Annotated in this window: 13 protein-coding genes; 4 read left to right on the top strand and 9 right to left on the bottom strand. The window is 69.6% G+C overall.

The window, feature by feature from the left end:
- Positions 1–12 precede the first annotated feature (12 nt).
- Positions 13–1,350, top strand: coding sequence for an MATE family efflux transporter (locus tag LG334_RS10870; protein ID WP_404386001.1), 1,338 nt, complete (start codon positions 13–15; stop codon positions 1,348–1,350).
- 20 nt (positions 1,351–1,370) lie between these two features.
- On the opposite strand, the gene LG334_RS10865 is transcribed toward LG334_RS10870, so the two are convergent.
- Both LG334_RS10865 and LG334_RS10860 read right to left on the bottom strand, forming a co-directional pair.
- Positions 1,371–1,994, bottom strand: a complete 624-nt coding sequence (locus LG334_RS10865) for a PA domain-containing protein (RefSeq protein ID WP_404385999.1) — start codon at positions 1,992–1,994, stop codon at positions 1,371–1,373.
- A gap of 246 nt (positions 1,995–2,240) precedes the next feature.
- Complete coding sequence (locus LG334_RS10860; RefSeq protein ID WP_404385997.1) at positions 2,241–2,825, bottom strand: NUDIX domain-containing protein; 585 nt, start codon at positions 2,823–2,825, stop codon at positions 2,241–2,243.
- A gap of 149 nt (positions 2,826–2,974) precedes the next feature.
- Here LG334_RS10860 and pepN point away from each other — a divergent pair, with 149 nt between their 5' ends.
- Both pepN and LG334_RS10850 read left to right on the top strand, forming a co-directional pair.
- A complete protein-coding gene (gene pepN, locus LG334_RS10855) occupies positions 2,975–5,620 on the top strand; it encodes an aminopeptidase N (RefSeq protein ID WP_404385995.1) in 2,646 nt (881 codons plus the stop codon).
- Between the two features lie 15 nt (positions 5,621–5,635).
- Complete coding sequence (locus LG334_RS10850; protein WP_404385993.1) at positions 5,636–7,432, top strand: ABC transporter transmembrane domain-containing protein; 1,797 nt, start codon at positions 5,636–5,638, stop codon at positions 7,430–7,432.
- Here the strand turns inward: LG334_RS10850 and LG334_RS10845 are convergent.
- The 6 genes from LG334_RS10845 to LG334_RS10820 form a co-directional block, all read right to left on the bottom strand.
- Positions 7,414–8,703: an adenylate/guanylate cyclase domain-containing protein gene (locus LG334_RS10845; RefSeq protein ID WP_404385991.1), complete on the bottom strand. Its 1,290-nt coding sequence runs from the start codon at positions 8,701–8,703 to the stop codon at positions 7,414–7,416. The genes LG334_RS10850 and LG334_RS10845 overlap by 19 nt on opposite strands.
- Positions 8,704–8,775: 72 nt before the next feature.
- Complete coding sequence (locus LG334_RS10840; protein WP_404385989.1) at positions 8,776–9,606, bottom strand: hypothetical protein; 831 nt, start codon at positions 9,604–9,606, stop codon at positions 8,776–8,778.
- Positions 9,603–10,385 carry an ABC transporter permease gene (locus tag LG334_RS10835; protein ID WP_404385987.1) on the bottom strand — a complete coding sequence of 261 codons (783 nt, stop codon included), beginning with the start codon at positions 10,383–10,385 and terminating at the stop codon, positions 9,603–9,605. The genes LG334_RS10840 and LG334_RS10835 overlap by 4 nt, the downstream gene beginning before the upstream one ends.
- Positions 10,382–11,470, bottom strand: a complete 1,089-nt coding sequence (locus LG334_RS10830) for an ATP-binding cassette domain-containing protein (RefSeq protein ID WP_404385985.1) — start codon at positions 11,468–11,470, stop codon at positions 10,382–10,384. The genes LG334_RS10835 and LG334_RS10830 overlap by 4 nt, the downstream gene beginning before the upstream one ends.
- Positions 11,467–12,678 (bottom strand): ABC transporter permease, encoded by a 1,212-nt coding sequence (locus LG334_RS10825; RefSeq protein ID WP_404385983.1) that lies wholly within the window; start codon positions 12,676–12,678, stop codon positions 11,467–11,469. Before LG334_RS10825 ends, LG334_RS10830 begins: the two co-directional genes overlap by 4 nt.
- Positions 12,679–12,693: 15 nt before the next feature.
- A complete protein-coding gene (locus LG334_RS10820) occupies positions 12,694–13,629 on the bottom strand; it encodes an ABC transporter substrate-binding protein (RefSeq protein ID WP_404385981.1) in 936 nt (311 codons plus the stop codon).
- A 211-nt stretch (positions 13,630–13,840) separates the two neighbouring features.
- On the opposite strand from LG334_RS10820, the gene LG334_RS10815 reads away from it, so the two are divergent.
- The gene (locus LG334_RS10815) at positions 13,841–14,878 is read left to right on the top strand and encodes a TRAP transporter substrate-binding protein (protein WP_404385979.1); all 1,038 of its coding nucleotides are present in this window, start codon (positions 13,841–13,843) and stop codon (positions 14,876–14,878) included.
- Here LG334_RS10815 and LG334_RS10810 read toward each other — a convergent pair.
- Positions 14,827–15,081: a DUF2061 domain-containing protein gene (locus tag LG334_RS10810; protein ID WP_404385977.1), complete on the bottom strand. Its 255-nt coding sequence runs from the start codon at positions 15,079–15,081 to the stop codon at positions 14,827–14,829. The genes LG334_RS10815 and LG334_RS10810 overlap by 52 nt on opposite strands.
- Positions 15,082–15,110 lie beyond the last annotated feature (29 nt).

Below are 15,110 nucleotides of genomic sequence, written 5' to 3'. Positions count from 1 at the left end.
TAGGCACGGGCCATGACCACCCACCACCGCCGCGTCTGGGCGCTTGCGCTGCCCATCATCCTGTCCAACCTGTCCGTGCCGCTGCTCGGCGCGGTGGACACGGCCGTCATGGGGCATCTGGACAGCCCGGTGTACATCGGCGCCGTGGCGGTGGGGGCACTGGTGTTCAGCTACATCTACTGGGGCTTCGGCTTCCTGAGGATGGGCACCACCGGCCCCACCGCCCAGGCGATCGGCGCGGGCGACGGAGCCGAGGCACGGGCCGTGCTGGGCCGGGCGATGCTCATCGGCCTGAGCGTCGGCGCCGTCCTGTGGCTGCTCCAGGCGCCCATCCTGGCGCTCGCCATGGGGCTGCTGGATGCCTCCGACGAGGTGGAAACGCTGGCGGCGGAATACGTGCGCATCCGCATCTGGTCCGCCCCCGCCGCGCTGGTGCAGTACGCCCAGATCGGCTGGCTCTTGGGCCTGGGTCGGGCGCGGGCCGTCATGATCCAGCAGATCGGCGCCAACGCGCTGAACATCGTCCTCAACCTGCTGTTCGTCTTCGGCCTGGGCATGACGGTGGAGGGCGTGGCGCTGGCGACCGTCATCGCCGAATACGCCGGCGTCGGCATCGGGTTCCTGCTCATGGCGCCGGCGCTTCGCACCCTCGGCGGGCGGTGGGACATGGCCCGGCTGCGCGACCGCGCGCGGCTCAAACGGCTGATCGCGGTCAACGGCGACATCTTCATCCGCACGCTGTGCCTGCTGTCGGCCTTCGCCTGGTTCACGGCGCGGGGCGCGGCCTCGGGCGACGTGGTGCTGGCGGCCAACGCGGTGCTGCTCAACTTCCTGACCTTCGCCGCCTTCGGCCTGGACGGCTTCGCCCATGCCGCCGAGACCCTGGTGGGCGGTGCCGTCGGCGCGCGCGACCGCGCCACATTGCGCGCGGCGGTGCGCACCTCCACCATCTGGGCGCTGGGGACGGCGGTGGTAATGGCGGGCGCCTACGTACTGCTGGGCGACGTTCTGGTCGCCGTGTTGACGGGTCTGCCGGAGGTGCGCGAGGCCGCCGCCGGCTACATGCTGTGGGCGGCCCTCATGCCGCTGGTGAGCGTCTGGGGGTTCCAGTTCGACGGCATATACCTGGGCGCGACGGAAAGCCGGCCGCTGCGCAACATGATGATCCTGTGCCTGGGCGCCTATCTGCTGATGACCTGGGCGCTGGTGCCGCTGTGGGGCAACCACGGCCTGTGGGCGGCCTTCATGGCCTTCATGGGGCTGCGCGGACTGACGCTGGCGGTGCTCTATCCGGCGCTGGAGCGGCGGGTGACGGGCCGGGCCGACACCTCTTTTTCCACAAACAGCTAAAGCCCGGCCGAAACCACCCGCTATCGGTCCGCCGGCCGGCGGCCACGGCGGGCGGCTGCAGCACCGGCCAGCGCCAGACCCGCGACCATTAGCGCTGCTGTTCCCGGCTCCGGAACCGGCACCGGAGAGAAAGCCATGCGCATGGTCACGTTCTGCTGCTCCAGCAGGGCCAGCAGTGTCGTTCCCAAGTCATAGGACAGCACGAAGGTCGTCAGACTGCAGGGCCCGCCGCACGTGGCCAGGAACGGAGCAAACCTGTCAGCCGTGATGCCGTCGTTAAAGATCAGGGCTCCGACAGCGCCAGCCGCCGCCGCATTGTCGACCTTTGTGTCAAAAAGGCAGGCGCCGCGGGCCATCAAGGCGATGTTCCCTGGCGTGAATCCCGCGAAGTCCGAAGCCTCGCACCCGCTGCTCCCCGAGATGGCGTCGGCCGTTCCCGCGTCGACGGCTTGCAACGATGCGGTCAGGTCGGCCGGAGGAATCTCGGCGAATGCGAGGAAGTCGGTGCCCGGCACATAGCTCTCTGCCGTTGGCGCCACCTGCTGCAGAATCGCCGCGCCGCGAGCCTCCGACGTGCCCAGTCCTATTCCGGCGAGCGGGGCGAGCAGGAGAGCGGCGGCGATGGTCGTACCGATGCGGCTCATGGGCATGGCCTCCCTGTAACGATTGAACCATGCTCGATTGCTGCAGCAGTGACTGTAAAGAACGCTCTTGCGTTACGCCCAAATCTTCCGCCGCCCATCGGGACACAGCGGGTCACGATCGGGACAGCGCGCGCGCCGTCGGCGTCCTGGACCGCCCTCCGACCCCTCGCACAGCGGCCGAAATGCTGTAGAGGGGCAAAGGCGAGGCCAATGGGAGCAATGCGGGCTTGGGACCCGTTCTGCGGGCTACAGGACAGGCGGCATGCCCTCCGGCAACTGCCCCCGCAACGCCAGCACCTCCAGCCGCAGCAGGGCGGCGACGGAGATGGCGTCGGTGATGCGGCCGTCGTGGGCCATCTCTATGGCCTCGGCAACCGGCAGCCGGCGCAGTCTCAGGTCTTCGGTTTCGTCGGGCGCGGCCTCTCCCGCCGTCAGGTCCCAGACGAGGAACACCACCGCCCCCTCGTCGCTGATGGCATTGGACAGGTCCAGGCGCAGTAGCTCCTGAAAGCGGGCCGCCGTCAGGCCTGTTTCCTCGCGCAACTCGCGCAGGGCCTCCTCGTGCGGCGGAACCTCCTTCGAGGCGCCGCCCTCCGGTATTTCCCAGGAATAGCGGTCGAGCGGATAGCGCCACTGCCCGACCAGCCAGGTCTGCCCCTCGGCGTCCACCGGCAGGCAGCCGACCGCCACCGAATTCGGCGACATGATGCCGTATATGCCCGGGCGACCGCCGGGGGTCAGCACCTCGTCCTCGGTGACCGTGATCCAGGGGTTCCGGTATGCGGTCCGGCGGGAAAGACGGGTCCAGGGGTTGCGGGCCGTTTCGTCCATGCGGAAGGGTCTCAGTCCTTGTGCGGGAGGATCACGCTTGTGGTACGACATCTACGGGAAGGGCGAAATGCCCGTTGCCCCTTTCGCACCGGCCCCTGCGGCCCCCACATGAGAGCACCCGACGTTTCAACCCTCACCGGAGGTTCCGCGTGAAGACCGACACCCCGCGCGTCATCCGCCTCAGCGAGTATGCCCCCTACCCCTTCACCGTCGAGTCCCTGGACCTGGCGTTCGACCTGGACCCCAAGGCGACCCGCGTGGAAAGCACGCTGAAGCTGGCGCGGACGGGCGACGGCGATCCCGGCGCGGCGCTGGAGCTGGACGGCGAAGATCTGAAGCTGGTGTCGGTCGCCCTCGACGGCGAGGCCCTGCCCGCCGACCGCTTCGAGCAGACCGAGGGCGGGCTGCGCATCGCCAAAGTGCCGGATGCCTTCACGCTGACCGTCGTCACCGAGATCGCGCCCGAGGACAACACCAAGCTGGAGGGGCTGTACCTCTCCAACGGCATGTACTGCACCCAGTGCGAGGCCGAGGGCTTCCGCCGCATCACCTACTTCCCCGACCGGCCGGACGTGATGACCGCCTACCGCGTCACCATCCGCGCCGACAAGGGATCGAACCCGGTGCTGCTGTCCAACGGCAACCGCGTGGACGAAGGCACGCTGGACGACGGCCGCCACTACGTTGTGTGGGAGGACCCGTTCAAGAAGCCCTCCTACCTGTTCGCGCTCGTGGCCGGCGACCTGGCGCGCGTGCAGGACAGCTTCCGCACCCGATCCGGCCGCGACGTGGAGTTGAACATCTGGGTGGAGCACGGCAACGAAAGCCGCTGTCCCTTCGCGATGGAAAGCCTCAAGAAGGCCATGAAATGGGACGAGGACGTCTATGGTCTGGAATACGACCTGAACCTGTTCAACATCGTCGCCGTCAGCCACTTCAACATGGGGGCGATGGAGAACAAAAGCCTGAACGTCTTCAACGCCAAGGCCGTCCTCGCCGACCCGGAAACCGCCACGGACGCCGATTATGCCTATATCGAGGCCGTGGTGGCGCACGAGTACTTCCACAACTGGACCGGCAACCGCATCACCTGCCGCGACTGGTTCCAGCTGTCTCTGAAGGAGGGGCTGACGGTCTTCCGCGATCAGCAGTTCTCCAGCGACATGCGCTCGGCGCCGGTTGAGCGCATCGACCAGGTGCGCTCCCTGCGCGCCCGCCAGTTCCCCGAGGATGCCGGCCCGCTGGCACACCCGGTGCGGCCGGACAGCTACATCGAGATCAACAACTTCTATACCGCCACCGTCTACCAGAAGGGGGCGGAGGTGATCCGCATGATGCACCGCCTGCTGGGCGAAGACGGCTTCCGCAAGGGCATGGACCTCTACATCCAGCGCCACGACGGCACGGCGACCACCTGCGACAACTTCGCCAAGGCCATGGAAGACGCTTCCGGCCGCGATCTCTCGCAGTTCAAACGCTGGTACTCGCAGGCGGGCACGCCCAAGGTCGAGGCGGAAGGCCGGTTCGAGAACGGCGTCTATGCCCTGACCATCCACCAGCACACCGACGCGACGCCCGGCCAGGAGACCAAGCAGCCTCAGCACATCCCCTTCGAGATCGGCTTGATCTCGCGCGAGGGTGCCGCCCTGCCCCTGCGGCTGGAGGGCGAGGACACGGCCGGCGAGGCGCCGCTCACGCGCGTCCTGGACGTGACGGAGACCGAGCAGACCTTCCGCTTCACGGGCCTTGAGGCCGAGCCGGTGCCGTCGCTCAACCGCGGCTTCACCGCCCCCATCCGCCTGTCCGCGCCGTGGTCGGACGAGGACCGGGCGCTGCTCATGGGCTATGATCCCGACAGCTTCGCCAAGTGGGAGGCCGGGCAGCAGTACGCGACCCAGCTTCTGCTGAACGCCGTCAACGAGCGCGCCGCCGGCCGCAACGTCGCCCCCGACGCCACCCGCTTCGTCGAAGCCCTGGGCACCACGCTCTCCGACGAGACGCTCGACCCGGCATACCGCGCCCAGATGATGGCCCTGCCGACGGAGGACTACCTGGCCGAACAGATGCCGGTGATGGACGTGGACGGCATCCACGCCGCCCGCGAGGCGCTCAAGCGCGACATCGCCGTCAGCCACGCGGGCCTCTTCACCAAGCTGCGCGAGCAGCACCGCGCCGCCGCCGGCCCCTTCGCCCCCACGGCCGAGGGTGCGGGGCATCGGGCACTGGCGAACGGGGCGTTGGCCTACCTGGCGACCGACCCGGCCAACGCGCATCTCGCGGCGGAGCAGTACGACGCCGCCGACAACATGACCGACCGCATGGCGGCCCTGCGGGTGCTGGTGGAGCTGGACGTGCCGGAGCGCGACCGCTGCCTGTCGGACTTCCACGACCGCTACCAGCACAACGAGCTGGCGCTCGACAAGTGGTTCTCGGCCCAGGCCGTCGCCGCCCGACCGGATACGCTGGCGCGCGTCAAGGACCTGATGAGCCACGAGAAGTTCACCATGCGCAACCCCAACCGGGTGCGCGCGCTGGTGGGCGCCTTCGCCATGGGCAATCCCACCGTCTTCCACGCCAAGGACGGCTCGGGCTATGCCTTCCTGGCCGACCGTGTGCTGGAGCTGAACACGCTCAACCCGCAGATCGGCGCCCGCCTGCTGCAACCGCTCGGCCGCTGGAAACGCATGGACGAGGATCGCCGCAAGCTGATGACGGCGGAACTGGACCGTATTCTGGCCGCCCCCGACCTGGCGCGCGACATCTACGAGATCGCGTCCAAGTCCCGGCAGGCATAAGGGAGGCGCCGGACCGTGGCCCGCGCCCCCAGAACACAGACCCCCGACCGCCCGGCGACGCGGAACCTCAAGGTTCTGCGCCGCACATGGGCGTTCATGTGGCCCTACAAGGGGCACATCATCGGCGCCTCGCTCGCCCTGATCGTCACCGCCGCCGCGACGCTGTCCATCGGCGTCGGCCTGCGCACGCTCATCGACCAGGGCCTGAGCGCCGGAGATCCCGCGCTGCTGGACAAGGCCCTGCTGGCCCTGCTGGGCGTCATCGGGCTCATCGCCGCCGGCACCTTTGCCCGCTACTACCTGGTGACGTGGCTGGGCGAGCGCGTGGTCGCGGACATCCGCAAGGCCGTGTTCGACCGCGTGCTGACGCTCAACCCCGGCTTTTTCGAGGTGACCAAGACCGGCGAGATCCTCTCGCGCCTGACCACCGACACGACGCTGATCCAGACCGTCATCGGATCATCCGCCTCCGTCGCGCTCCGCAACATCCTCACGCTGACCGGCGGGCTCGTGATGCTCGCCGTCACGAACCTGGAGCTGACCGGGCTGGTGGTGCTGGTGGTGCCCCTCGTCGTGGTGCCCATCGTCTTCTTCGGGCGGAAGGTGCGGCGGCTGTCGCGCGAAAGCCAGGACCGCGTTTCCGACATCTCCGCCCATGCCGAGGAAAGCCTGTTCGGCATCCGCACCGTCCAGGCCTTCAGCCACGAGGACGTGGACCGCGCCACCTTCGGCCGGGCGGCGGAAGGTGCCTTCGACGCCGCCATCAAGCGGACCCGCGCCCGCGCCGCCCTGACCGCCTGCGTCATCCTTCTGGCCTTCGGGGCCATCGGGACGGTGCTGTGGGCCGGCGGGCATGGTGTCCTGCGCGGCGACATCTCGCCGGGCGAGCTGACGGCCTTCGTCTTCTATGCCGTCGTCGTCGCCAGCGCCACGGGCGCGCTTTCAGAGATCATGGGCGATCTGCAACGGGCCGCCGGGGCCACGGAACGGCTGGTGGAACTGCTCCAGACCGAGCCCGACGTCGCCATTCCCGACAACCCCAAGCCGCTGCCCGAGCCGGCAGAGGGTCGCGTGACGCTGAAGGAGGTGGCCTTCCACTATCCCTCCCGTCCCGACCGCGCCGCCCTGCACGGCTTTTCGCTGGACGTCGCGCCCGGCGAGCGGGTGGCGCTGGTGGGGCCGTCCGGGGCCGGCAAGTCCACCGTCATGCAGTTGATCCTGCGCTTCTACGACCCCCACGCCGGCCGGGTGCTGGTGGACGGCGTGGACCTGCGCGATGCCGACCCGCGCGACGTCCGCCGGCGGCTGGGCCTCGTGCCGCAGGAGCCGGTGATCTTTTCCGCCAACGCGCTGGAGAACATCCGCTACGGCCGTCCCGATGCCGCCGACGGAGAAGTCCGCGCCGCCGCCGAGGCCGCGCAGGCCCTGGAGTTCATCGACCGCCTGCCGGAGGGCTTCAACACCTTCCTCGGCGAGAAGGGCGTGCGGCTTTCCGGCGGCCAGCGCCAGCGCATCGCCATTGCCCGCGCGCTGCTCCGCGACCCCTCCATCCTGCTGCTGGACGAGGCCACCAGCGCGCTGGACGCGGAAAGCGAGCGGCTGGTGCAGCAGGCGCTGGAGCGCCTCATGCACGGCCGCACCAGCATCGTCATCGCCCACCGGCTGGCGACGGTGGTGGGCGCCGACCGCATCGCCGTCATCGACGAGGGCCGCCTTATCGCCACCGGCACCCACGGGCAGCTTCTGGACACCAGCCCGCTGTATGCCCGGCTGGCGGCGCTCCAGTTCGGGCGTCAGGAGGCGGCGGCGTAGGGCTTCTGCCCGTAGAGGTCCAAGTCTCCGTCGCGCCCGCGCACCGGGTGCGGCGGCACAGTGACCCAGCCGCGCGGAGCCTCCCCCGCCGCCGCCAGGGCCTCGCGGCTGGCGATCAACGACAGGCCGTGCACCTTGCATTCGTCCTGGAGGCGGGCGGCGACATTGACCGTGTCGCCCAGCACCGTGAACTCCAGCCGGTCGGCGGTGCCGACCGCACCGACGAAGACGTCACCGTGGTGCAGGCCGATGCCCACCGCCACCGGTGCGTCGCCGGCCGCCGTCATTTCCTCCGACCAGCCGTCCACTTCCGCCAGGATGGCGCGGGCGCAGGAAAGCGCGCGTCGGGCGGCATCGGCGCTTCGGTTGGGAATGCCGAAGACAATCAGGGCCGCGTCGCCGATGAACTTGTCCACGACGCCGTCGTGCGCCTCGGCCTCTGCCGTGACGCGGGCGCGGAAGGCGCTGACGAAGGTGCTCACGCCCTCGGGCGGCATGCCGCGGGTGCGGGCGGTGAAGCCACGAATGTCGACGAACATCACCGCCGCCGGTTGCTGGGCGCCGCGCTTCAGGGCCTCGACGCCCTCGTCCGCCAGGCGCCCCGCCAACTGGCGCGGCAGGTAGCGGGTCAGGTTGATGCGGTGCTCGGTCTCCTCGGCCATGCGCTTGAGCAGCTTGCGGGCGCGGATGCTCGCCACCACCAGAACCAGCCCCAGCAGCACCAGCATGACCAGCCGCATGGCATTGGGCGGCGGCTCCACCAGGCCCGGAGGCCCGGCCGGCAGCGGATCGCCCGCGCCCATCAAGCCCAGCAGGCCGATCACGCCGCACAGCAGAAGCGTCAGGTAGCCCTGAAGCCACGGATTGTAGCGCAGCGTCCCGAAGGCCAGGATCACAGGCGACGCCCACAAGGCCGGCATGATGACCAGCCACGGACCCGGCAACTCCGTCACCCGCAACGCCAGCGCCAGGCTTCCCGTCAGCAGGATGACGTCAAGCGTGGAGAATACCCAGCCCATCCAGGGCCGGTAGGTGCCCCGTCGCACCACGAGCCAGGTTGCGACGCCAAGCACCAGGAAAGCGACCGAACTGCCGACCGCGACGGCGATCTGCGGCAGGAGGGCCTCGTCGTGGGCCTCGATCGCCGGCGGCACGACCAGCCCCAGCACGCCGGTCACCAGCACGGCGCCGACCAGGAGTCGCAGCTTGGCGACGGTGCGCTCGGCCTTGATTTCGGCTTCCAGGAGAATACGTCGGGCGGCGCGGATCACGGCGGGTCCCTCCCATGCTGCCGTGCAACATGGTAGGCCCGCGCAGGCCCTGGCGCCAGTTGACCGAAAGGCTCAGACGAGAGCGGCGACGCCCACCGCGAGCCAGTACAGCACTGCCGCTCCGCCGCCCAGCGTCAGGGCGACGGTGCGCATGGGGCGGGTGCCGGAGCCCATGCCCATGCGCGCGAGGCGGGGCGTGAGCACCAGCCAGCCCCACAGCCACAGCGAACTGATGAAGCCCGACCAGATGTAGATGGCGCTCAGGTTGCCGAAGGTCGCCCCGTCCAGCAGCACATGCGGCAGGGACTGGAACACCGCCCACTGCTGCCGCCCGACCGGCCCGTTCTGCCCGGCGATGCCGGAGAAGACGAAGACCATGGCGATGAGCATGACCAGCGCCTTCACGCCCAGATCCAGCGCCAACGTCCGGGCCAGCGCCCGGCGGCTCCACCGCCGCGCCAGCCGACCGACCACGTCGCGGCAATAGACCAGGCAGATGTAGTCCACCGCCAGGTTCACCACGATGATGACCTTGAGGAACTGCCCGAAGACGGCCCCGCGCTGATAGCTGTCACTCAGGACGCTGGTCAGGAACACCGGGTTGACCACCAGGAACGTCGCCAGCAGCACCGCGCCCGTCAGCAGCGACAGCAGGATTGCCTTGAAGATGAACCCCAGCCGCCCCGGCGACGGCCCGAACAGGCGGTCGAAGGCGCGGGTAAAGGCAGCCGGCGCCTCCGCCGTGGTCAGGGTCGTCAGGTCGCCGCGCCCGGCCAGCGAGGCGGCCAGGCGCTTGCGGTCCTCCGTGTCCTGGGCGGCGTCGCCCACCCACAGCGGGCCGCCCACCAGCAGCGCCAGCAGCACCCCGGCCCCGGCAGCAAGGGCGAGCGGCTCCCAGCTCATGCGCCGCCCCCGCCCGACCGGGCGCCGAAGGTGAAGCGGCGCTCCAGGCGCTCGAAAGCCAGGTCGGTGACGATGGCCAGCAGCCCGACGACGACGGCGCCCTGAATGACGTAGGCGATGTTGTCGCCCACCAGCCCCGCGATGATGGGCGTGCCCAGGCTTTTCGCGCCCACCGTGGAGCCGATGGTGGCCGTGCCGATGTTGATGATGACCGATACCCGCACGCCGGCGATGATGACCCGCATCGCCAGCGGCAGTTCGACGCGGAACAGGATCTGCCAGCGGCTCATGCCGGTGCCGCGCGCCGCCTCCAGCGCCGCCGGCGGCACGGTGCCGAGCCCGGCGATGGTGTTCTGCACCACCGGCAGCAGGCCGTAGAGGGTCAGCGCCACGATGGTGGGCGTGAAGCCGAAGCCCGCCAGCGGCACCACGATCGCGAGCACGGCGGCGGGCGGAAACGTCTGGCCGATGGCCGAAAGGGCGGAAACCAGCGGCTCGAACTCGCGCCCCATCCGGCGGGTGACGAACACCGCCGCGGCCACGCCCACACTGACCGAGATGGCCGATGACACAAGCACCAGCACGATATGGTCCAGCGTCAGTTGCAGGAAGGTCTCGCGCACGTAGACCGGCGTGTCCAGTTCCGGAAAAGCGCCACGGAACAGGGGTTCCAGGTCGCGCATGAACAGAACCAGCGCCGCCAGCAGCAGCGACAGCGCGCCCAGCAGCATCCAGCGGCGGGAGTCGTAGCCGGTGACCAGGACGGTCGGCGTCGTCATGGCTGCCGTCCCATGATGCCGTCCATGGTGACCTCTCCGGCCAGGTGCCCGGCCTCGTCCACCACCGGCAGGGCGGTGACGCGGCGCCAGACCATGCGCGACAGGGCTTCCTTCATGGTCATGTCCGGGGTGGCGGTCCAGTCCGTCTCCACCTGGGTCAGCCGGCCGAGCCCCTGCTGCGCCTCCCGCGCGACGCCGAGGCGGGCGCCGAACAGCCCTTCCGGCCGCCCCTGATCGTCGACCAGCCAGACGTGGCCATAGGAGCGCATGGTCTCGATGATCTCGCCCTGCGACGCCCGCACGCCGGCATAGGGCGCATCGGCCGTGTACTGGTGGACCCAGCGGCGCGACAAAAGCTTGAGACCCAGGTCGGACTTGCCCAGGAAGTCCTGCACGAAGTCATCGGCGGGCTCGAACATCAACTCGATGGGGCGGTCGTACTGCACCAGCCGGCCCTGGTTGAGAATCGCGACGCGGCTGGCCAGCTTCAGGGCTTCGTCCATGTCGTGGGTCACGAAGACGACCGTCTTGCCGGTTTCCTGGTGGACGCGCTGCATCTCGGCCTGGAGCGCCTCGCGCGTGATTGGGTCGAGCGCCCCGAAGGGCTCGTCCATCAGCAGCACCTCCGGGTCGGCCGCCAGCGCCCGCGCGACGCCGACGCGCTGCGCCTGCCCGCCGGACAGCTGGTGGGGATGCTTGGCGCGGAAGTCCGGGTCCAGGTGGAACAGGTGCATCAGCTCCTCCACCCGGTCGTCGATGCGGCTCTTCTGCCAGCCCAGCAGCTTGGGCACCACGGCGATGTTCTGGGCGACCGTCCAGTGCGGGAACAGGCCGATGGACTGAATGGCATACCCCATGCGCCGGCGCAGCTGTTCCTCGGGCAGGGTGGTGACGTCCTCGCCGTTGAGGATCACGCGGCCGGCCGACAGCGGGATCAGACGGTTGATCATCTTCAGCGTGGTCGACTTGCCGCAGCCCGACGGCCCGATCAGCACGCAGAACTCGCCGCTGTTCACCGTCATGGACACATCGGAGACGACATTCTTGCCGCCGTAGGTCTTGGTCAGCCCCTGCAATTCGATCATGCGCTTCCCTCGGGCTTGCTCAGCGTCACCAGGATCTGGAGGAAGAAGTCCGCCGCCACGGCGAGGACGATGGTCGGAATGGCGCCCAGCAGCACCAGGTCGATGGCGTACTGGCCGAGGCCCTGGAAGATGAAGGTCCCAAGCCCCCCGGCGCCGATCAGCGCGGCGACCACCGTCAGGCCGATGGCCTGGACGGTGACGATGCGCAGGCCCGACAGGATCACCGGCAGGGCGAGCGGCACCTCCACCTGCCACAGCACCTGGCGCCGCGTCAGGCCCATGCCGCGCGCGGCCTCGATGGTGGACGCAGGCACCCCGGTGAACCCGGCATAGGTGTTCCGCACCACCGGCAGCAGGGAATAAAGGATCAGCGCGATGATGGCGGGTGCGGCGCCGATGCCGCTCACGCCCATGGCGCCGAGGACCGGCACGGCCTCGCCCAGCGCCGAAAGGGGGGCAACCAGCAAGCCGAACAGGGCGATGGAGGGAATCGTCTGGAAGAAGTTCAGCAGCCCGAACAGCGGCCCGCGCGCCCGCGCCTTGCGCCGCGCCAGCAGGCCGAGCGGCAGGCCGACCAGCAGCGTCGGCACCAGCGCCGCGCCCACCAGCCCCAGATGGGCGACCAGTTGCGCGGCGAAGACGTCGCGCTGGTTCAGGTATTCCCGCATGATGGACAGGTCGTGGAACACGCCCGCCCAGAACAGCGCCGCCACGCAGCCGGCCATCAGCAGCGTATAGCCGATCTTCGCCGGCATCCCGGCCTTCAGCCGCAGGAAGGCGTCCAGCGCCACCAGGACCGGCGCGAACACGAGAATCCAGAACGCCGCCCCCAGCGACACGCGGGCGGCCGGCGATCCGGCCTCGGCCACGGCGCGGGTGGCGTAGTCGCCGCCGCCGTACATGACCAGCAGCAGGAAAGGCAGCGCCGCCGCCAGCACCAGCAGGCGCGCCGGCTTACGCGCCAGCGGCCGGCGCAGGGCGGCGAGCGCCATCAGCCCGGCCAGGGCCGCCAGCGTGCCCCACTGCCAGGGCGGCAGCGCCTCCAGCAGCCCAACGGGCTGACCGGAGACCAGGCGGTTCGGCGCCATCGAGGCGAACGGCAGCAGGACCACGCCCAGCAGCCCCGCCACCAGCAATGTCATGAGAACGCGGTTGGCGACGACCCTGCCGCCGCCAACCGCGTCGTCTTCCGGGGATGTGTCAGGCACGAGCCGCGCAGCCCCTTACTTCAGGAATCCTTCGCTTTCCAGGTAGTCGCGGGCCACCTGCCGGGCCGGCAGGCCCTCCACCTGGATCTTGCCGTTGAGCGTCTGCAGCTTCTCGCGGTTCAGCGAGGTGAAGACCGGCTCGATCAGGTCCTTGATGCCCGGATTGGCATCCAGCACCGGCTTGCGCACCACGGCCGAGGGTTCGTAGACCATCTGGACGCCCTTGGTGTCGTCCATGACCTTCAGGCCGGCCGGCGCGATGGCGCCGTCGGTGCCGTAGACCATGGCGGCGTTTGTGCCGCTGGTGCGGTCGGCGGCGGCGCGGATGGTGGCGGCGGTGTTGCCGCCCGACAGGACCAGCAGGTGGTCCTCGGTCATCTGGAAGCCGTAGGCATCCTGGAAGCTGGGCAGGGCCGCCGGGCTTTCCACGAACTCGGCCGAGGCGGCCAGCCGGACGTCGCCGCCCTCGTTCACCCAGCGGGCGAAGTCCTCCATGGTGGACAGGTCGTTCTCGTCGGCGACATCGTTGCGCACGGCGATGGCCCAGGTGTTGTTGGCGGGCGCGGGCTCCAGCCACACCAGGTCATGGTCTTCCATGTCCATCTCGCGAATCTTTTCGTAGCCCTGCTCGGCGTTCTTCCAGGCCGGATCGTCGGCGGTCTTGGTGAAGAACGCGCCGTTGCCCGTGTATTCCGGATAGATGTCGATCTCGTCGGAAAGAAGCGCGGTGCGCACGATGTTGGTGGGGCCGAGCTGCGTCTTGTTGTCGACCGTGTAGCCGCCGTTCTCCAGCACCTCCACGATCATGTTGCCGAGCAGCGTGCCCTCGGTGTCGATCTTGGACGCCACCGTGATGGTGCCGTCCTGGGCCAGCGCCGGCGTGGCGGCCATGGCGGCGAGAGCGGCGCCCGCCAGGGCCCGCTTGATCCGGGTCGTGAACATCGTCGTCATGTACTGCCTAGCCTCCCGATACGTCTGCCTTGGCTGGTCGTCGTCGACTCGGAGTCTAGTCACCGCGTCGCGCTGAAACCAGTTAAAGAAGGGGATGTAAGTCCCTCTCACATAAGATGCGTCAGCCGATGCGCCACCCTTACGGGGCGCTGGACGCCGGCCGGCGGGCCCCTTACCCTGCCGGCACCCAAGAACGCCCGGAGACGACAGGATGATGCAGAAGACGCGCCGCTCGGCCCTCATCGGCCTGATGGCCGCCGCCCTGGGACTGTCCGCCGCCCTGCCGGCCACGGCCCGGACGGAACCGGAGGTGACCCTGCGCGTCGCCCACTTCCTGCCGCCCTCCTCCACAGCCCAGACGCAGCTTATCGAGCCCTGGGCCGAGGCCGTGGAGGCGGACTCGGACGGGCGCATCGCCGTGGAAATCTATCCGGCCATGCAGTTGGGCGGCCGGCCGCCGCAGCTCATCGACCAGGTGCGAACGGGCGTGGCGGACGTGGTGTGGACCCTGCCCGGCTACACCCCCGGCCGGTTCCCGAAGACGGAGGTCTTCGAGCTGCCCTTCATGGTGCCCGGCGCCGAGGCCGGAAGCCGGGCGCTGTGGGCGTTCTACGAGCTACACCTGCGCGACGAATACGCCGACGTTCATCCGCTGGTCCTGCACGTCCACGCGCCGGGCACGCTGCACATGCGCGAGGACCCGGTGACGGCCATGGAGGACCTGGAGGGCATGAAGGTCCGCCTGCCCTCCCAGCCCATCGGCCGGGCGCTGGAGGCGCTGGGCGCCGTGCCCGTCGGGATGCCCGTGCCCGCCACCTACGAGGCACTGGAGCGCGGCGTGGTGGACGGCGCCCTGCTGCCGTGGGAGGTGGTCGCCCCGCTGCGCATCAACGAACTGACGCGCCATCACCTGGAATCCAACCTCTACACTGCGACCTTTCTGTTCGCCATGAACAACGCCACCTACGCCAACTTGCCCGACGACCTGAAGGCCGTCATCGACGCCAACTCGGGCGCAGCCCTGGCGGAGGCCGTCGGCAGGGCCTGGGATGCGGCGGAGGCTCCGGCGCGGCAGGCGGCGAAGGAGGCCGGCCATTCCTTCCACACGCTCACGCCCGACCAGCGTGACCGGTGGGCGCAGGCGACCCGGCCGGTCATCGCCGACTGGATCGACCGCACGGAAAACGGCCAGGTTCTTTACGCCGACGCCAAGGCGCTGGTGGGGCGGTTCGCCGCCAAAACCGAGTAGCGCCGGGCCAGCGGGCCCAGGTTCAGCCGGTCCGCGGCCTCCCAGATACGTTCGTGAAAGAAGTAGGCGACCGTGTTGACCATGGGCTCCACCAGGGCGAGCGCGCCGGAGATGGCAAGGCTGCCGGTCAGCGCGTAGGCGACCGAGAACGCCACGGCGAAGTGAACGGCGGCGAAGGTGGCGGTCTTGATCAGGCTGCGCATGGCGGCTGGTTCCCGTGGATGCGGTGGTT

Source organism: Caenispirillum salinarum (assembly GCF_044803115.1).
Lineage (GTDB): Bacteria > Pseudomonadota > Alphaproteobacteria > Rhodospirillales > Rhodospirillaceae > Caenispirillum > Caenispirillum salinarum_A.
This window is presented reverse-complemented; position numbering and strand designations above follow the sequence as displayed.